The following is a 17,827-nucleotide window of genomic DNA, read 5'->3' as shown; positions in this document are numbered from 1 at the left end:
ATGGACTCGCTGACGCGAGTCAGGCGCTCGGTCCGCCGTCCGCCTGTTGATCACGCGGGTCCAGCTCGCCGGCCCGTGAGGAGAGCAGCCTTCGGTACGACTCCAGCCGGCGCCGGTCGGCGTGTCCCTCGGCCACCCACGCCTCCAGCTTGCAGTCCCCGTCGGCCGCCGTGTGCCCGCAGTTCGGCTGGTCGTCGAGGGTGCCCTCGACGAGGTCGGGGAACCCGTGCAGCAGGCTCTCCGCACTGACGTGGGCCAGCCCGAAGCTCCGGATGCCCGGGGTGTCGATGATCCACCCGGGATCCTTGCGCGATTTCTTGACGGGGGGAAGCCGCAGGGCGACCGCGCTCGTCGAGGTGTGCCGCCCCTTGCCCACCGCGCTGACCGCCCCGACCGCCCGCAGCGCGTCCGGCACCAGCCGGTTGACCAGCGTCGACTTGCCCACCCCGGAGTGCCCGACGAGCACCGAGATGCGGCCGGCCAGCCGCTCGCGCAGCTCGGTCAGGTCGCTGCCCGGGCGGATCAGCACGTGCGGCAGGTCCAGCTCGGCGTAGTAGTCGAGCACCTGCTCGGGGCCGGCCAGGTCCGCCTTGGTCAGGCAGAGCAGCGGCTCGATGTCGGCGTCGTACGCCGCGACCAGGCAGCGGTCGATGAAACCGGTGCGCGGCGGCGGGTCGGACAGCGCGCTGACGATCACCAGCTGGTCCGCGTTCGCCACCACGACCCGCTCGAGCCGGCCCTCGGGGGTGGTGTCGTCGTCGTCCGCGGTGCGGCGCAGCACCGAGGTGCGCTCGCCGATCCGGACGATCCGGGCCAGCGAGCCGGCGTCCCCGGACACGTCACCGACCAGCGCCACCCGGTCGCCCACCACCACCGACTTGCGGCCCAGCTCCCGGGCCCGCATCGCGGTGATCACCTCGACGTCGGGGTCGTCCTCCCGGACGCAGCCGTACCGCCCGCGGTCGACGGTGATCACCAGCGCGTCGACCGCGTCGTCGTGTTTCGGGCGCGTCCGGGTGCGTGGGCGGGACGACCGCCCCGGCCGGACCCGGACGTCGTCCTCGTCGTACTCCCGCTTGCGGCCTGGCAGAACTAACTCCTCGTGGTGAGCTCCGCCCAGAGTTCCGGGAACTCGGGCAACGTCTTCGACGTACAACCTACGTCGGTGAGCTGAACGCCCGGGACGGAGAGTCCGATCACCGCGGCGGCGTGCGCCATCCGATGATCCGCGTAGGTCTCGAAGGAGGCGCCGTGCAGCGGGCCCGGCTCGATCCGCAGCCCGTCCGGGAACTCGGTGATGCCGGCGCCCACCTTGCCCAGCTCGGTGGCGAGGGCCGCGATCCGGTCGGTCTCGTGACCCCGGATGTGCTCGACGCCGCGCAGCTCGGACGGCCCGTCGGCGAGCGCGGCCAGCGCCGAGATCACCGGGGTCATCTCGCTCACCTCGGACAGGTCGGCGGTGATCCCGCGCAGCGTGCCGGTGCCGCGCACGGTGAGCCCGGCGGCCGAGCGGGTGACCTCGCCGCCGAGCGCGGTGAGCAGCTCAGCGAGCTGCTCGACCGGCTGCCAGCTCGCGGCCGGCCAGCCGGCCAGGGTGACCTCGCCACCGGTGACCATGGCGGCGGCGAAGAACGGCAGCGCGCCGGAGAGGTCCGGCTCGATCACCCAGGTGCGGCCGTGCAGCGGGCCGGGCTCGACCACCCAGACGTCCGGCGTGCTCTCGTCGACCGCGGCGCCGGCGGCGCGCAGCATGTGCGTGGTCATCCGCAGGTGCGGGGCGGACGGGACCGGCGGGCCCTCGTGCCGCAGGGTCAGGCCCTTGGTGAACCGGGCCGCGGAGAGCAGCAGGCCGGAGACGAACTGGCTGGAACCGGAGGCGTCGACCACCGCCTCGCCGCCCTCGACCAGGCCGGCGCCGTGCACGGTGAGCGGCAGCCCGCCGGTCGGCGAGGCCTCCAGGCGCACCCCGAGCGAGCGCAGCGCGCCGAGGATCGGGCCCATCGGCCGCTTGCGGGCGTGCGGGTCGCCGTCGAACTCGACGGTGCCGTCGGCCAGCGCGGCGGCCGGCGGCAGGAACCGCATGATGGTGCCGGCCAGCCCGACGTCGATCCGGGCCGGGCCGCGCAGCGGGCCGGGCTCGATCACCCAGCGGTCGTCGGCCGCGGTGTCCACCGTGACGCCGAGCGCGCGCAGGCCGGCCGCCATCAGCGTGGTGTCCCGCGCCCGCAGCGGCGCCTCGATCACCGACCGGCCGTCGGCGAGCGCGGCGAGCACCATGGCCCGGGCGGTCATCGACTTCGAGCCGGGCAGGCGCACGGTCGTGGTGACCGGGCCGGTGGCGGACGGGGCGAGCCAGGGGCGTAGTTCAGCAGCCATGGTCGCCATTCTGCCGCCGCGCACCGACATTTCCGCCGCGCGTTCCCGGGTCCCGAGACGCGGCGACTGATTCTTGATCTGTGCTCGTTCCACGACCCGCTTTTCCTCGGCGTTCCGTGCCCCCTGCCATTGTTTCCGTTGGCGTACGCTGCACCCCATGTGCGGGCGGTACGCGACCACGCGGAGCAACGCGGATCTCAGCCAGTTCTTCGAGGCGGTCGACCTGACCGAGGAGCTGCCGCCGAGCTGGAACGTCGCGCCCACCGACCCGGTCCCGCTGATCCGCGAGTCGCAGTCGCACGCCGCCCGGGTGCTGGACACCGCCCGCTGGGGCCTGGTCCCGCCGTGGGCGGCCGACCCGCGGCAGGGCGCCCGCATGATCAACGCGCGGTCCGAGACGGTCGCCACGTCGCGGGCGTTCGCACCGTCCTTCGCCCGCCGCCGTTGCCTGATCCCGGCCGACGGCTGGTTCGAGTGGGTCCGGGACGGCAAGCACAAGCAGGCGTTTTACATGACGCCGGCGGACGGCGCCCCGCTCGCGTTCGCCGGGATCTGGTCGGCCTGGGGCCCCGAGTCGATGCTCACGTGCAGCGTGCTGACCACCGCGGCGCTCGGCGGGCTGGCCCGGATCCACGACCGGATGCCGCTGATCCTGCCGCCCGAGCGCTGGGCCGGCTGGCTGGCCGGCGGCGGCGATCCGGAGCCGTTGCTGCGCCCGCTCGACGAGGCCGCGCTGGCATCGATCGAGGTGTGTCCGGTCGGCCCGGCGGTGGGCAATGTCCGCAACAACGGACCCGAGTTACTGACTCCTCCCGCCGAGGTGACGCTTTTCTGAACTGACGAAGATCAACGAAGTTCTTTGTCGGAGTATGCGCGGATTCTGAATCGAAAACTTTGCTTCAAGATAGATCAACCCCTTGTTCTGATCTTGTACCGTGCGGTACAAACCAGCGCCGGAGTGGTGTCGATCCGCAAGGTGCGGGAACGACCGCCGCAGCAGTTCCGGTCCCACGGGGGAGGTGGGCTGATGACACGAGCACGCATGCCGCGTCCGCACGAGGTGGCCATCGCGCGACGCGACCCGCGGTTGCTCGAGGCAATTGCGCAACGCCGGACCGACGAGGCTTGGCGGACCAGGGGGTCCTGCCGGACGGTCGACCCGGAGACGTTCTTTCCCGCGCCGAACGAGCCATCCGGTGGTGCGGTCGCGCTCTGCGGCACCTGCCCGGTGCAGGGCCCGTGCCTGGCCTGGGCGCTCCAGGTCGGTGACTGTCACGGGGTCTGGGGCGGCACCACGCCACGGGAGCGGCGGGCCATGCTGGTGGCGTGGCGCGAGCGGGTCCAGCCCAACGGCGACCCGGTCGAGGACGAGTCCACCGACGACGAGGACCGGCGGTTCCTGACGCTCACCCCGGTGAGCCGCTGATACAACGGAGCCTGTGCCCAGCTCCGAGACGACCGTCGAGACGCCCCGCGGGCCGGCCCTGGTCCGGGTGACCGCACCGGCCGGCCCCGCGCGCAGTCAGCTCTTCCTCGGCCACGGCGCCGGTGGCGGTGTGGACGCCCCGGACCTGGCCGCCGTGCACGACGCCGCGGTGGCCGCCGGGGTCAGGGTGGTGCTCGTCACCCAGCCCTATCGGGTGGCCGGGCGACGGGCGCCCGGCCCGGCCGGCCAGCTCGACGAGGCATGGTCCGCCGTCGTGCAGGCTCAGGCCGTACCCGAACTGCCGTTGATCCTCGGAGGGCGCAGCAGCGGCGCGCGGGTCGCGGCGCGGACCGCGCCCGTGCTGGGCGCCGCGGGGGTGCTGGCGCTGGCGTTTCCGCTGCACCCGCCGGATAAGCCGGAGAAGAGCCGGGCCGGCGAGCTGCCCGCCGGGATCCCCACGCTGGTGCTGAACGGCGACCGTGACCCGTTCGGCGTCCCGGCCGCGGGCGGGACGGTCGAGGTGATCGTCCGGCCGGGGGCGGTGCACGATCTGAAGAAGAACCTTCCCGACACAGTGGATCTCACGATCGGGTGGTTGCGGCGGCACGGCTGGGCGGCGGAATTCTGACGGCGGGCCGGGCGTTACAGCCCTCGGAGACTTGTCCGGCGGAAGGGGTATCTGTAGTGGTTGCCGGTACCGAGAGCAGGAAGAACGGGCGCCGGGAGGCGACCCGGGTGCGGGAGCTTCTGGATTCCCCGGCCTGGCCGGCCGCCGAGCCGGCGCCGGTCACCTCCGCGGTGAGCGTGAGCACACCGGTTTTCGAGAGCGTGACTGGGGCACTACCCGTATCCTCGGCGGGGCGGTCGAGGGGAGAGTCCAGGGTGGCGCAGAAAGAGCGGACCGACGAGCGTCGTGCACGTTTCGAGCGTGACGCGCTGCCGTTCGTGGATCAGTTGTATGCCGCCGGCCTGCGGATGACCCGTAACCCGGCCGATGCCGAGGACCTGGTGCAGGAGACGTTCCTCAAGGCGTTCTCCGCGTTCCATCAGTTCGAGGAGGGCACCAACCTCAAGGCGTGGCTCTACCGGATCCTCACGAACACCTACATCAACTCGTATCGGCGCAAGCAGCGGCAGCCCGTGCAGGCCCCGACCGAGGAGATCACCGACTGGCAGCTGGCCTCCAGCGAGTCGCACACCTCGTCGGGGCTGCGCTCGGCCGAGACCGAGGCGCTGGACCGGCTTCCGGACAGCGACATCAAGCAGGCCCTCCAGTCCCTGCCGGAGGACTTCCGGCTCGCCGTCTACCTCGCCGATGTCGAGGGTTTCTCGTACAAGGAGATCGCCGACATCATGGGCACGCCGATCGGCACCGTCATGTCCCGCCTGCACCGCGGCCGCCGCAACCTGCGCAACCTCCTCGAGGGGTACGCCGCCGACCGGGGCATCACCCGGACCGCGTCCGAGCCGCAGGAGGCGTGAGGCCGATGTCGACCTCCGAGAACGACCACGAGACCGATTGCGCCGCCGTGCTCGACGAGGTGTATCTCTACCTCGATCTGGAGTGCAGCGAGGACCGCCGGCGGCTGATCCAGAAACACCTCGACGAGTGCGCCGGGTGCCTGCGCGAGTTCGGCATCGAGCACGACGTGAAAGCGCTGGTCAGCCGCTGCTGCGGGGACGAGCGGGCACCGTCCGAGCTGCGTGAGCGGCTGCGGCACAAGCTCGACCAGCTCGAGGTGCAGGCCGAGACCCGGGAGTACCTCCCGTAACGACGAACGGAGAAGGGCCGGCGCGAGCGCCGGCCCTTCTCCGTATCTTCAGCTGTTGGGGCGCTTGCCGTGGTTCGCGCTGCTCTTCTTACGGGCCTTCTTCTTGCGAGCCTTCTTGGCCATAAGGGGCCTCCTTCCTCACGCTTGCTCAGTCGCCGATCGTAGTCGGCCCTTCTCCGCGGCCTGGACCTACCCGCGCGGGATCCGTGATTTGATGACGTTCCCAAAAGGGTGACGAAGGAGGGCGATCAGGAATGGCCGACGAGATCCGGGCCGAGATGGTGGCCAACGTGTGGAAGGTCGTGGCCGGCGTGGGGGACACCGTCGCCGAGGGCGACACGCTGGTGATCCTGGAGTCCATGAAGATGGAGATCCCGGTGCTGGCCGAGTCCGACGGCACGGTCGATCAGCTGGCCGTGAACGAGGGCGACGTCGTCAATGAGGGCGACCTGATCGCCGTCATCAACTAGCCGCTCACTTCCGCAGCCAGCGCAGCAGGTAGGACCGGCGGCGCTGGCGCGGGACCACCGGCACCCGGATCGTCGCGGCGGCCAGCTCCCGGGTGGCCCGGTCCAGTTCCGGGGTGATCAGGGCCAGCTCGGCCACCGCCCGGGCGAACGGGCCGCCGGCCGTCTCGGCGAACCGTCCGGCCACCACCGCGGCCACGTCCGCCCGTGCGCCCGGATCCACCCAGGCGTACGTGATCAGCGCGAACAGCGCCGCCTGGCTGACCCGGTCCACGTCCGCGTCGAGCAGCCCGAGCAGCAACCGCCGCCGGCCGGAGTCCAGCCACGGCTCCTGGCTCCCGTGGTGCAGCAGGCCCAGGCAGGCCCAGATCTCCGGGGCGCCCGGCTGCTCGGCCTCGGTGATCGCCGGGTCCCCGAGCAGGGCGAGCAGCTCCCACGGCTCGACCAGGACCAGGCCGAGGGCGCGGTCGTACGCGGCCGGCGGGTGTGCCCAGGCGCCCGAGGCGACCCGGAGCAGCCGGTCCGGCGCGTCCGCCGACGGCTCGGCGTTGACCGGGGCGCGGCCCGGGCGCAGCCGCGCCAGGCCGGGCGGGACGCCGTTCAGCCAGGGCGTGTTGCGGCAGCAGTCGGCCAGGTCGGTGTGCTCGTGGGTGTCGTCCGGGTGGTCGCGGATGTAGTCGGCGAGCGAGATCAGGTGCGCCACGTCGCCGTCCGCGCGGTACCGCAGGCGGTGGGCGGTGTGCACCACGCAGTCGTACATCGGGTCGCGCTCCATCGCGCGGTCGGTCCAGTCCAGCGCCTCCTCGAGGCGGCCCAGGTCGGCCAGGGTGGCCGCGACGTCGGCGTAGACCGAGAGGTCGTCCGGGTCGTAGGTGACCGCGCGGCGCAGGGCGGCTAGTGCCTCCGGGATGCGGCCGGCGCTGCGGTACGCGTACCCCAGCCAGATCTCGCCGAGCTTGGACGGCCGGGACCGGGCGCCCCGGGTGGCCCAGTCGACGGCCAGCCGCGCCTCGCCGAGCCGGCGGGCCAGGGCCGAGCCGGCGCCGAGCAGCATCGCGTGCTCGCCGTGCGCGGCCACGGTGTGCCGGACCACGGTCAGGTAGGGGCGCAGCGGGGTGGCGGCGGTCTCCGGCGCCGGGTCGCCGACCGCGGTGCACAGCCGCATCACGGTGCGGGCCAGCGCGTCGGGGTCGATCCGGTCACCGAGCACCGGGTCGCTGACCCAGGGGACGCCGGCCCAGTCGACCCCGGGTGTGTGCCCACTGGCCGCGGCGAGCAGCGGCAGGCCCTCCTCCGGGCGCCCGGCCGCGGCGAGCAGGTGGGCGTGCGCCGCCACCCGGCCGGCCGGGGCGTGCGGCTCCAGCGGGAACAGGTCGAGGGCGCCGTCCGCGCGTGCCGCCAAACGGCTGAGCAACTCGTGGATCTCCGGCAGGGTTGGTGCGTGTGGCAGCGCTCCGGCCAGGTGCCGGGCAGCCTGGCTCATCTCCCCGCGGTCGAGGGCGGCGCGGGCGAGGGTGAGGTCGTGGGAGACCTGGGGCCGGTGGTCCACGAGTGAAGACAGTACGGGCAGCGAGACGATCTGTCAGTCCTCGGCTTTGCGCAGTAGTGCGCGAAAGATTGACGTACTAAGCTTTTTCTTGCAAGACTGCGCATCGATTGCGCGAGAACTGCTCATCTGGGGAGGATGACGTGACACAGCGAGGCCATGGGATGGCGGCGGACATCGCGGAGCAACCGGGCGGTTTCGCCCGGCTGCTGGAGGGTTCGCACGCGACCGCGATCGCCGGGGTGGCGGCCGAGATCGCGGCCCGACGTCCGCGCAACGTGCTCTTCGTCGGCCGTGGCACCTCCGACCACGCCGCGCTGTACGGCGCGTACCTCACCGAGATCCGCCTGGGCCTGCCGGTGGCCAGCGCCTCGCCGAGCGCGATCACGCTGTACGGCGCCCGCCCCGACTTCACCGGCACCCTGGTCATCGGGGTCAGCCAGAGCGGCGGCTCGCCGGACCTGACCGGGGTGCTCTCCGCCGCCCGGGAGACCGGCGCGCTCACCCTCGCGGTCACCAACAACCCGGAGTCGCCGCTGGCCCGGGCCGCCGAGCTGTCGGTGGACGTGGCGGCCGGGCACGAGCGGGCGGTGGCGGCGACCAAGACGTACACGGCCGAGCTGCTCGCGCTGCTGCTGCTGGTCGAGGGGATCCGGGCCGGCGACGGGCGGCTGCCGGACGAGGAGCGGGCCGCGCTGGCCAAGCTGCCGGAGCTGGCCGAGGCCACGCTCGCCGACCGGACCGCCGAGGAGATCGCGCAGCGCTACCGGTTCGCCCCGCACATGGTCACCACCGGCCGCGGTTACGCGTACCCGACCGCCCGGGAGGCCGCGCTCAAGCTGATGGAGACGTCGTACGTGCCGACCCTGGCGTTCTCCGGCGCCGACCTGCTGCACGGCCCGCTCGCCATGACCGACACCGACGTGCCGGTGCTGGCCGTGGTCGGCGACGGCCCGGGCGGTAGGTCGATGGGCGACGTGCTCGCCCGGCTCCAGGAGCGCAAGGCCGACGTGCTGACCATCGGCCCGGCCGGCCGGCTGGTGGTGCCCTCCGTCGACGAGCGCTACAGCCCGCTGCTGGACATCCTGCCGCTCCAGAAGCTGGCGCTCGCCCTCGCGCTGGCCAAGGGCGAGGACCCGGACGCGCCGCGCGGTCTGAAGAAGGTGACCAGCACGCTTTAGCCGAAACATCGGCGTGGCAGGCTTGGTCCGTGTCCACCCTGCGCGATCTCGTCGAGGAACACACCAGCCTGGGTTCCGCCGACATCGACCACCTGCACCGGCTCGCCGGCGACTGGCAGCTGCTCTCCGACCTCTCCTTCGCCGATCTGCTCCTCTGGGTGCCGATCAAGGGAGAGGCCCGGAAGCCGCGTGACTTCCTCTGCGTCGCCCAGGTGCGCCCGAGCACCGCGCCCACGGCGTACCAGGAGGACCAGGTCGGCAAGATCTTCGGCGGTCCCGAGGTGGCGCACCTGGATGTGGCCTTCACGCAGGAGCGGATCTGGCGGGAGGGCGACCCGGTCTGGTACGGCGACACCCCGGCCCGCCACGAGGCCATCCCGGTGCGCCGCCGCGACGAGAACGATCACGAGGAGGGCTACAGCGAGGTGATCGCGGTGATCGGCCGCGACACCAACCTGAGCACCGCCCGCACCCCCAGCCAGCTGGAGCTGAACTATCTGACCACCGCCGACGACCTGGCCCAGATGGTCGCCGACGGCACGTTCCCGCCGGCCCGGCAGCCCGGGGAGATGACCACCTCGGCGCCCCGGGTCGGCGACGGCCTGATCCGGCTGGACGCCTCCGGCAAGGTCACCTACGCCAGTCCGAACGCGCAGTCGGCGTACCGCCGGCTCGGTTTCAACGCGCACCTGGTCGGTGAGGAGCTCGCCCACCTCTCCACCCGGCTGGCCGCCGACCCGCTGGAGGGCAACGACGTCGCCGAACGGATCCGCGCCTCGCTGCGCGGCGAGTTCCCGCCCCGGATGGAGTTCGAGGCGCGCGGCGCGACCGTGCTCACCCGCTCGCTGCCGCTGCTGCCGGCCGGCGTGCCGATCGGCGCCCTGGTGCTGGTCCGCGACGTCACCGAGGTGCGCCGCCGGGACCGCGCCCTGATGACCAAGGACGCCACCATCCGGGAGATCCACCACCGGGTGAAGAACAACTTGCAGACCGTGGCCGCGCTGCTGCGCCTCCAGGCCCGCCGGGTGGACGCCCCGGAGGCCCGGATGGCCCTGGAGGAGTCGGTCCGCCGGGTCGCCTCGATCGCCCTGGTCCACGAGACGCTCTCGATGTCCAGCGACGAGGCGGTCGAGTTCGACGGGATCGTCGACCGGGTGGCGACCGCCGCCACCGAGGTCGCCTCGACCAGTCTGTCGGTGCACATGCGCCGGGAGGGCACGTTCGGCATCCTGCCCGCCGAGATCGCCACCTCGCTGGTCATGGTCCTCAACGAGCTGCTGATCAACGCGGTCGAGCACGGCTTCCCGGCGGGCGAGGACGACGAGCCGGCGCCCGCGCCGGAGCAGCCCGCCGAGGTGGTGGTCTCGGCGCACCGGTTCCGCAAGCAGTTGCACGTCACGGTCGCCGACAACGGGCAGGGCCTGCCGGAGGGCTTCCGGCCGGACGCCGGCGGCCGGCTCGGCCTGCAGATCGTCCGCGCGCTGGCGACCGGTGAGCTGCGCGGCAGCATCGAGTTGCGCAACCGGGCGGGCGGCGGCACGGAGGCGGTCCTGGTCGTCCCGCTGGGCAAACGCTGATCCCGGCACGCCACAACGCCGATCGTCCGGTGACGCAAAGGCTGACGCCGCGTTTCCGGTGACCACCCACGGGCCGTGAAGGCATCCCATGTGTCAGGAGTCTCAAGCGCCTTGGCCGATCCCGCGCCTGTCTAGGACGCCAGCCCCAGCCGGGAGTGTCCGGCTGGTCCTGGTGGCCCTTTCCGGGCATGGGTTAGGGCGCTGGGGGCCAGCCGAGCAGTGTCGGGCTGGTGCTGGTGGCCCTATCCGGGGGTGGGTTAGGGCGCTGGGGGCCAGCCGAGCAGTGTCGGGCTGGTGCTGGTGGCCCTTTCCGGGCATGGGATAGGGCGCTGGGGGCCAGCCGAGCAGTGTCGGGCTGGTGCTGGTGGCCCTATCCGGGCAGCGGATAGGGCGCTGGGGGCCAGCTGGGGAGTGTCGGGCTGGTCCTGGTCGCCCTTTCCGGGCAGCGGATAGGGCGCTGGGGGCCAGCTCGGGGTTTGATCTCCGGAACCAGCCACGGGCAATGAAGAGGGCGGCGATTGGTTTGGACGCGTCAGCGGCCAGATCGCCGGCCTCGGCCCGCGCGGGAGCGTGCGATCCGTACCCCGGCGGACGCGCGTAAATGAAGATCTTGATTGTGTGTGTCCTGAGGGCCCGGGGCAGGAAATGTGGACCATCGTCGATGGCTGTCGGCGTCCCACCTGGCACGTAACGACTTCGTAACGGCAGTAGGATTACTCCGCCAAGTGCCGTGAACCACACTCCCGGATTCTGGACCTCACTGGCCCACATTCGGTTTGCGTGAGAGGCTTACCCGCATGACCGCTGCAATCGACCGCCGCTTCGTGGCTCGCCGCCACGTCGACTACGGGCGTGTCTTCAGCGCGATGTGTCCGGCTTCCTGACGCCGCCCCCCTTTATTTCGGGCGCGGACGACAAGCCGGCCCTCTCCCGACGCTGACGTCGCGGAGCCTCACCAAGGCCGCGATTGTCCTCCGGTGCCCACGAAACCCGGAGGACCGCCGCCATGGCGCCCAGCAACACTCCCGCAACGCCGACCGCTCGCCCCCGCAAGGCGCGCGGCGAGGGTCAGTGGGCGCTCGGACACCGCGAGCCGCTCAACCCCAATGAGCGCAGCAAGAAGGACGACAACCCGCTCAACGTCCGGGCGCGTATCGAGAACATCTACGCTCACCGCGGCTTCGCCTCGATCGACCCGGCCGACCTGCGCGGCCGGTTCCGCTGGTGGGGGCTCTACACCCAGCGCAAGGCCGGGATCGACGGCGGCCGCACCGCGGTGCTGGAGCCCGAGGAGCTCGAGGACGAGTACTTCATGCTCCGCGTCCGGATCGACGGCGGCGCGCTGAGCCTGGCCCAGCTGCGCGTGATCGGCCAGATCGCCACCGAGTTCGCCCGCGACAGCGCCGACATCACCGACCGGCAGAACATCCAGATGCACTGGATCCGGGTCGAGGACATGCCGGAGATCTGGCGCCGGCTGGAGTCGGTCGGCCTGCAGACCACCGAGGCGTGCGGCGACTGCCCGCGCGTGGTGCTCGGCAGCCCGGTCGCCGGCATCTCGACCGACGAGGTCATCGACGCCACCCCGGCGATCGACGAGATCATCAAGCGGTACGTCGGCGACCCGGCGTATTCGAACCTGCCGCGCAAGTTCAAGTCGGTCATCTCCTGGCTGCCCGACGGGCCGTACCAGGCGAACGACATCGCGTTCGTCGGGGTGGAGCACCCCGAGCACGGCCCCGGCTTCGACCTCTGGGTCGGCGGCGGCCTCTCCACCAACCCGCGGCTGGCCGAGCGTCTCGGCGTCTGGGTCCCGCTCGCCGAGATCCCGGACGTCTGGGAGGGCGTGGTCGCGATCTTCCGGGACTACGGCTACCGCCGGCTGCGGCACCGCGCCCGGCTGAAGTTCCTGCTCGCCGACTGGGGTGTGGCGAAGTTCCGCGAGATCCTGGAGAAGGAGTACCTGGGCCGCGCACTGATCGACGGGCCCGCCCCGGACCTGCCGGAGAAGCCGATCGACCACATCGGCGTGCACAAGCAGCGCGACGGGCGGAACTACGTCGGCGCCGCCCCGGTCGTCGGCCGCTCCTCCGGCAAGCAGCTGCTCGCGCTGGCCGACCTGGTCGAGGCTCACGGGTCCGAGCGGGTGCGGCTCACCGCGTACCAGAAACTGCTCGTTCTCGATGTCGCCGACGACCGGGTGGAATCGCTGATCAGCGGACTCCGGGGAATCGGGCTGGAGGCGCGTCCGTCGGCCTGGCGGCGCGGCACGATGGCCTGCACCGGGATCGAGTACTGCAAGCTCGCCATCGTCGAGACCAAGGCGCGCGGCGAGGAGCTGGTGGCCCGGCTCGAGGAGCGGCTCGGCGACTTCGACGCGGACATCTCGGTGCACATCAACGGCTGTCCGAACGCGTGCGCCCGCACCCAGGTCGCCGACATCGGCCTCAAGGGCCAGCTGGTGTTGAACGCGCACGGCGAGCAGGTGGAGGGCTTCCAGATCCACCTCGGTGGCGCGCTCGGCATGGCCAAGGGCGAGACCGCCGGGTTCGGGCGCAAGCTGCGGGGGCTCAAGGCCACCGCGGAGGAGCTTCCGGAGTACGTCGAGCGGGTCGCCCGGAACTACCTGGGCGGCCGGTCCTCGGGGGAGACGTTCGCCAACTGGGTGATGCGGGCCGAAGAGGAGCTCTTGAAATGAGCGACGCCAGATCCGCCCCGCTCTACTGCCCCTACTGCGGTGACGAGGACCTCCGCCCCAACGAGTCCTCGCACGGCGCGTGGGAGTGCCACTCCTGCGCCCGCGTGTTTTCGGTCAAGTTCATCGGGTTGTTGTCTGTGCCGTCTGGGTTGAAAACCGGACAAATCGCGGATAAGGGAGCCAAGTAAATGAGCATCCTGAACGCCTCCGGCCTGGGCCTGATCAACCTGGGCGGCGCTCCTGCCGCCCCCGCTGACCCCGCCCGCCGCAGTGCTGACGAACTGCGCGAGCTCGCCACCCAGGCCGCACGTGACCTGGAGGGCAAGTCCGCCGAGGAGATCGCCAAGTGGGCGACCGACACCTTCGGCGCGCGGTTCTGTGTCACCAGCTCGATGGCCGACGCGGTGGTCGCGCACCTCTTCTCCCGGGTCTCGCCCGGCGTGGACGTGGTGTTCCTGGACACCGGCCTGCACTTCCCGGAGACCCTCAAGGTCCGGGACACGGTGGCCCGCACGATGAACGTGAACGTCCGCTCGATCCGCCCGCGGATGACGGTCGGCCAGCAGGACGGCGAGTACGGCCCCCGGCTGTTCGCCCGGAGCCCGGACGAGTGCTGCTTCCTGCGCAAGGTGGAGCCGCTGGAGCGGGCGCTGTCCGACTACGACTCCTGGGCCACCGGCCTGCGCCGCGACGAGTCGCCGACCCGCGCCAACACGCCGGTCGTCGCCTTCGACGCCAAGAAGGGCAAGGTCAAGGTCAACCCGATCGCGGCCTGGACCCAGGCCGACGTGGACCGCTACATCAGCCGGTGGAACGTGCCGGTCAACGAGCTGTTCAAGAAGGGCTACGGCTCGATCGGCTGCTGGCCGTGCACCCGGCGGACCAAGGCCGGCGAGGACCCGCGCGCCGGCCGCTGGGCGATGTTCGAGAAGACCGAATGCGGTCTGCACGTCTGATCACCTCACCGCGGCCGGCCGTGGTGCTCGTCGCCCACGGCAGCCGTGACCCCCGGGCCGCCGCGTCGACCGAGGCGCTGGCCCGGGCAGTGCGCCGGGCCCGGCCGGAGTGGCTGGTCCGGGCCGCCTATCTGGACCACGCCGGGCCGCGGCCGCTGGAGGTGCTGGGGTCGCTCGGCAGCCGGCGGGCGGTGCTGGTGCCGTTGCTGTTGACGTCGGCGTATCACGGGCGGGTCGACCTGCCGGCGGTGCTGGCGTCGGCGGCCGATCTGCCGGTCGAGGTGACGCTGGCCGGGGTGCTCGGGCCGGTCGCCGAGGGACCGGGCCGGATGTCGCGGCTTCTCGTGGAGGCGCTGGTGCGGCGGCTTCCGATGGAGGGCTTCGACGGGGTCGTGCTGGCTGCTGCCGGGACTCGGGATCCGGTCGCCCGGGGGACGGTGGAGTACGCGGCGGCGGTCCTCGGGGCGCGGCTGGGGGTGCCGTCTCGGGTGTCCTACTCCTCGGGGGTGGGGCCGCGGGCGGGGGAGGCGGTGCGGGCGTTGCGGGCCGCTGGGTCTGCGCGGGTCGCGGTCGCTGGATACTTCCTGGCTCCCGGTCTTCTCTATGACCAGGCGGCAGCGTCGGCCTGGGAGGCCGGGGCGGTGGCGGTGGCGGAGCCGCTCGGGGATGCGCCGGAGTTGGTGGGGTTGATCGGTGAGCGGGTGGCTGCGGCTGGGGTGCGGAGGCTTGCGGCGGCCTGAGGGCCGTGGGAGCGGTCTTGGTGGCCGGGTTTGCCATGTCGCCGCTCTTTGGCCGGTGGGCCGTGCCGCTCTTGATGGCTGGGTCGTGCCGCTCTCTTGATGGCTGGGCAGTGCCGTGCTCTTGATGGCTGGGCCGCGTCGTGCTCTTGATCGCCGGCCACGCCCTGCCGGGTCGCGGTTGCGGCCGCCGGATGCCGGTTCGTGGGTGGTTGCGGTGTGGTTGCCAGGCCATGGGGCGGTTGGTCGCGGTTGCGGCCGCCGGTCGCGGCGGCCGGATGAAGCGGCCGATTCAGGTGCGCGATCGGTTGCGGCCCGCGTGCTTCCCTCGGCCGTGGGCGATTCTTTCGGTACGCCGGTAGCACCCCGATCGGGTGACGCGCCCACCCGCGCCATCCGCCCGGCTGTGATCGTGGCTCGGTGCGGGAGGCTCGGCGCTCTCTCGGCTGGCTCTGGAGGGCGCGTTCCGAGCGCGGGCACCCGCTGAAGCCGGGCGGGGTCCTGGTGGTGCTGTGTTCCAAGCTCGGGCACCCGCTGAAGCCCGGGCGAGCCCTGGTGGTGCTGTGTTCCGAGCTTGGGCACCCGCTGAAGCCCGGCGGGGTCCTGGCGGTGGTTGTGTCCCGAGCGCGGAGGCACCCACTGGAGTCGGCCGGGGTCTGCCGGGCCGGTCTGGTGGTCCTGTCTCGGGCTCAGAGGCTCGCTTAAAGCGGCCTGAGGGGCTGGACGCTGTCTTCCGGGAGCGCGAGCGGTCGATGATTACGGATGGTGACGATCACTCTGCGCTATGCGATGATGCGGCGCCCGGAACGGCAGTCCGGATTGGAGGGTCCACAGCGGAGTGTGCCGGAGTCGCGACGGAAACCGATCAGCGACCCATTTCGAGATCATTTCGGGAGTACGGGTAAACGTACGGTGATCGAATTAGCGCACTGCGGAATGGGGACCGTGGGTAAGCGACCCGAAACAGCAAGACGCCCCGGTGCCGGTGGGCCCGGGGCGCAAATGCTGTGTGGGGGATTGAATCAGGCGGTGGGGGCGGAGACCCGAAGGCCGCCACGACGCTTGACCGCGCGCCGCTCGTCCTCGCTCATCCCGCCCCATACGCCGGCGTCCTGGCCGGACTCGAGCGCCCAAGAAAGGCACGACTCGGTCACAGGGCACCGCCGGCACACGGCCTTGGCCTGCTCGACCTGCAGGAGCGCGGGGCCGGACGTCCCGATCGGGAAGAACAGCTCCGGGTCCTCGTCGCGGCAGATCGCATCGTGACGCCAGTCCATGGCGGCAAACTCCTTGTTTCGGATGGGGTAATGAAAACAGTGCTGTTTACCTATATGCATGCGCCCGCAGTGCCGACGGGTTGTACCCGTACACTCACCGGAGCGTCAGCAAGCTTTGGTGTTTGGTAGCTGTTCTGCGCTTCTGGATTAGGAACGCGCACAAGTGGCTACCGGTTACTTCTTATCGCTTGTGAATGCTTTCACGAACTCTCGCGATGTCAAGGGTAGCGCTGGAAGTTTCTTCCAGCGGGTGAGCTGCCTCACGCACCCTTATGTCCGGTTCCGCTGCTGCTGCCAGAGCCGGTTGACGAACGCTCCCATCAATGTAGTACGGTCCGCGCCACTTCGCCGACCTTTTGCCCGTGTTTCTGTAACGGATCGTGAGCACGTACGGAAACGATGTACCCCGCCGTCAGCAGATCACACGCAGCGCTGACGGGACGGACACGAAGTGCACCTTCTGCCGCTCGCCGAGATAGTCACCGTCCAGCTGGAATGCCTGGGGCCGGGACGACATCACGGTGAAATCCGCAAGGTCATGAAGCCGTAACACCTGTTTACCGTGCGGTTCGCCGGAGCGCCACGCGAGCTGTGTCACGGTCCTCGTGGTGCCGGAAACACTAAGGCGGCGCAGGGCGAGGACGTCCAGCCCGAGATCGAACGAAGCGTCCGGATTGGGGTCCACCGGACGGTCACCGGCGTACGTCCAGGGAGCCGTGTTCTGCACGATGATCGTGCCGAGGCCGGTCTCGGTCGTCTCACCCGGACGTTCCATGGTCATCGGCGGGTCGGCGCGGTCGATGCCGGTGAAGAACTGGCCGAGTGTCGCCCGCAGGTAGAGACCCGGCGTCGACGTACGGCCGCGCAGCCGGGCCTGCTCCACCCGGCGGATCACGGCGGCGTCCAGACCGAGGCCGGCCGTGAAGGTGAAGTAGCGATCGTCGGCGCGACCGAGATTGATCACCCGATGGCGGCCGTCGCGCAGGCCGTCCAGGATCACGCTGGTCCCGTCCGCCCAGTCGCGGGGGAGGCCGAGCGCGCGGGCGAAGACGTTGGTCGAGCCGCCCGGGACCACGGCCAGCGCCGGCAGCCGGTACGCCGCCGGACCGGCCAGCTCGGCGAGCGCGGCGGGGGCGGTCATCAATCCGTTGACCGCCTCGTTGACGGTGCCGTCGCCGCCCAGCGTGACCACCACGTCGACGCCGCTCTCGGCCGCTGCCCGGGCCAGGGTGGTGGCGTGCCCCCGCCGCTCGGTGTATCGCACGGTCAGGTCGGCGGCACTCTCCAGCGCCCGGACCAGGACGTCACGGCTGCGCTCGGTGGTCGCCGTCGCCCGGGGGTTGACCACCAGCAACGCACGCATGGCGGCACCTTACCCGCCGGAACCGGTTCTGGCTGTCGGTATGGTGCACCAGTGACCGGTGAGAATCCCGTGACTACCGCTGCCGCGTCCCTCGACTGGGGCGTCCGGCTGCTCTACCTGGAGAGCGTGGGGCTGGCCGGGCTCACCGCGTACCTCGTCGTCCTCGATCTGACCAGCGCCGGAGCCGATGTCGGCGTGGCGGCCTCGCTCACCGTCATGGCGGCGCTCGCCGCCGTGGTGGTCTTCCTGATCGCCCGGGCGCTCGGGCGGCGCCGGGTGCGGGCCCGCGGGCCGGCCGTGGTGGTGCAGTTGTTCTTGCTGGCCACCGGCGGTTTCCTGGTCCAGGTCGGACCGCTCTGGCTGGGTGTCGTGCTGCTCGCGCTGGCCGCGATCACCGCTTTGCTGGTGCTCCTGCCGGCAAGCAGTCGAGCGTTGGGTGTCGATTAGCGGG

The 17,827-nt window shown here is 71.5% G+C and carries 19 protein-coding genes; 13 read left to right on the top strand and 6 right to left on the bottom strand.

Annotated features, from left to right (window positions below; genetic code table 11):
- Window positions 1–19: 19 nt before the first annotated feature.
- Window positions 20–1,156, bottom strand: coding sequence for a ribosome small subunit-dependent GTPase A (rsgA, locus tag Aiant_RS16845; RefSeq protein WP_425322674.1), 1,137 nt, complete (start codon window positions 1,154–1,156; stop codon window positions 20–22).
- Window positions 1,093–2,385: a 3-phosphoshikimate 1-carboxyvinyltransferase gene (gene aroA, locus Aiant_RS16840; protein ID WP_189328952.1), complete on the bottom strand. Its 1,293-nt coding sequence runs from the start codon at window positions 2,383–2,385 to the stop codon at window positions 1,093–1,095. The genes rsgA and aroA overlap by 64 nt, the downstream gene beginning before the upstream one ends.
- Before the next feature lie 148 nt (window positions 2,386–2,533).
- On the opposite strand from aroA, the gene Aiant_RS16835 reads away from it, so the two are divergent.
- The 5 genes from Aiant_RS16835 to rsrA all read left to right on the top strand — a co-directional run bounded on the left by Aiant_RS16835 (window position 2,534) and on the right by rsrA (window position 5,574).
- A complete protein-coding gene (locus tag Aiant_RS16835) occupies window positions 2,534–3,211 on the top strand; it encodes an SOS response-associated peptidase (RefSeq protein ID WP_189328601.1) in 678 nt (225 codons plus the stop codon).
- A 192-nt stretch (window positions 3,212–3,403) separates the two neighbouring features.
- Entirely contained in the window at window positions 3,404–3,802 is a 399-nt protein-coding gene (locus Aiant_RS16830) for a WhiB family transcriptional regulator (protein ID WP_189328602.1), read from the top strand.
- Between the two features lie 13 nt (window positions 3,803–3,815).
- Window positions 3,816–4,430 carry an alpha/beta hydrolase family protein gene (locus Aiant_RS16825; RefSeq protein WP_189328603.1) on the top strand — a complete coding sequence of 205 codons (615 nt, stop codon included), beginning with the start codon at window positions 3,816–3,818 and terminating at the stop codon, window positions 4,428–4,430.
- 56 nt (window positions 4,431–4,486) lie between these two features.
- On the top strand, window positions 4,487–5,284 hold the full coding sequence (locus tag Aiant_RS16820) for a sigma-70 family RNA polymerase sigma factor (RefSeq protein ID WP_189328604.1): 798 nt from the start codon (window positions 4,487–4,489) through the stop codon (window positions 5,282–5,284).
- 5 nt (window positions 5,285–5,289) lie between these two features.
- The gene (gene rsrA / locus Aiant_RS16815; RefSeq protein ID WP_189328605.1) at window positions 5,290–5,574 is read left to right on the top strand and encodes a mycothiol system anti-sigma-R factor; all 285 of its coding nucleotides are present in this window, start codon (window positions 5,290–5,292) and stop codon (window positions 5,572–5,574) included.
- A gap of 48 nt (window positions 5,575–5,622) precedes the next feature.
- On the opposite strand, the gene Aiant_RS47020 is transcribed toward rsrA, so the two are convergent.
- Window positions 5,623–5,697 carry a 50S ribosomal protein bL37 gene (locus Aiant_RS47020; RefSeq protein ID WP_369752275.1) on the bottom strand — a complete coding sequence of 25 codons (75 nt, stop codon included), beginning with the start codon at window positions 5,695–5,697 and terminating at the stop codon, window positions 5,623–5,625.
- A 131-nt stretch (window positions 5,698–5,828) separates the two neighbouring features.
- Between Aiant_RS47020 and Aiant_RS16810 the strand changes: the two genes are divergently transcribed.
- Entirely contained in the window at window positions 5,829–6,044 is a 216-nt protein-coding gene (locus tag Aiant_RS16810; RefSeq protein ID WP_189328606.1) for a biotin/lipoyl-binding carrier protein, read from the top strand.
- A gap of 4 nt (window positions 6,045–6,048) precedes the next feature.
- Here the strand turns inward: Aiant_RS16810 and Aiant_RS46520 are convergent, their stop codons facing one another.
- Window positions 6,049–7,590 carry a tetratricopeptide repeat protein gene (locus Aiant_RS46520; protein ID WP_189328607.1) on the bottom strand — a complete coding sequence of 514 codons (1,542 nt, stop codon included), beginning with the start codon at window positions 7,588–7,590 and terminating at the stop codon, window positions 6,049–6,051.
- A gap of 161 nt (window positions 7,591–7,751) precedes the next feature.
- Here Aiant_RS46520 and Aiant_RS16800 point away from each other — a divergent pair, with 161 nt between their 5' ends.
- From Aiant_RS16800 to Aiant_RS16780, 6 genes are all read left to right on the top strand, one after another.
- Window positions 7,752–8,768: an SIS domain-containing protein gene (locus Aiant_RS16800; protein WP_189328953.1), complete on the top strand. Its 1,017-nt coding sequence runs from the start codon at window positions 7,752–7,754 to the stop codon at window positions 8,766–8,768.
- Window positions 8,769–8,797: 29 nt separating this feature from the next.
- On the top strand, window positions 8,798–10,345 hold the full coding sequence (locus tag Aiant_RS16795; RefSeq protein ID WP_189328608.1) for a sensor histidine kinase: 1,548 nt from the start codon (window positions 8,798–8,800) through the stop codon (window positions 10,343–10,345).
- Window positions 10,346–11,351: 1,006 nt separating this feature from the next.
- Entirely contained in the window at window positions 11,352–13,043 is a 1,692-nt protein-coding gene (locus Aiant_RS16790; protein ID WP_189328609.1) for a nitrite/sulfite reductase, read from the top strand.
- On the top strand, window positions 13,040–13,231 hold the full coding sequence (locus Aiant_RS45725; RefSeq protein WP_229829823.1) for a hypothetical protein: 192 nt from the start codon (window positions 13,040–13,042) through the stop codon (window positions 13,229–13,231). The genes Aiant_RS16790 and Aiant_RS45725 overlap by 4 nt, the downstream gene beginning before the upstream one ends.
- A complete protein-coding gene (locus Aiant_RS16785) occupies window positions 13,232–13,999 on the top strand; it encodes a phosphoadenylyl-sulfate reductase (RefSeq protein ID WP_189328610.1) in 768 nt (255 codons plus the stop codon).
- Entirely contained in the window at window positions 13,981–14,739 is a 759-nt protein-coding gene (locus tag Aiant_RS16780) for a sirohydrochlorin chelatase (RefSeq protein ID WP_189328611.1), read from the top strand. The genes Aiant_RS16785 and Aiant_RS16780 overlap by 19 nt, the downstream gene beginning before the upstream one ends.
- 1,019 nt (window positions 14,740–15,758) lie before the next feature.
- Here Aiant_RS16780 and Aiant_RS16775 read toward each other — a convergent pair.
- A complete protein-coding gene (locus tag Aiant_RS16775) occupies window positions 15,759–16,013 on the bottom strand; it encodes a WhiB family transcriptional regulator (RefSeq protein WP_089291486.1) in 255 nt (84 codons plus the stop codon).
- A gap of 412 nt (window positions 16,014–16,425) precedes the next feature.
- On the bottom strand, window positions 16,426–17,376 hold the full coding sequence (locus Aiant_RS16770) for a diacylglycerol/lipid kinase family protein (RefSeq protein ID WP_189328612.1): 951 nt from the start codon (window positions 17,374–17,376) through the stop codon (window positions 16,426–16,428).
- A gap of 69 nt (window positions 17,377–17,445) precedes the next feature.
- On the opposite strand from Aiant_RS16770, the gene Aiant_RS16765 reads away from it, so the two are divergent.
- Window positions 17,446–17,823, top strand: a complete 378-nt coding sequence (locus Aiant_RS16765; RefSeq protein ID WP_189328613.1) for a hypothetical protein — start codon at window positions 17,446–17,448, stop codon at window positions 17,821–17,823.
- The last annotated feature ends 4 nt before the right edge of the window (window positions 17,824–17,827 follow it).

It is taken from the genome of Actinoplanes ianthinogenes (assembly GCF_018324205.1).
Classification (GTDB): Bacteria; Actinomycetota; Actinomycetes; order Mycobacteriales; family Micromonosporaceae; genus Actinoplanes; species Actinoplanes ianthinogenes.
This window is presented reverse-complemented; position numbering and strand designations above follow the sequence as displayed.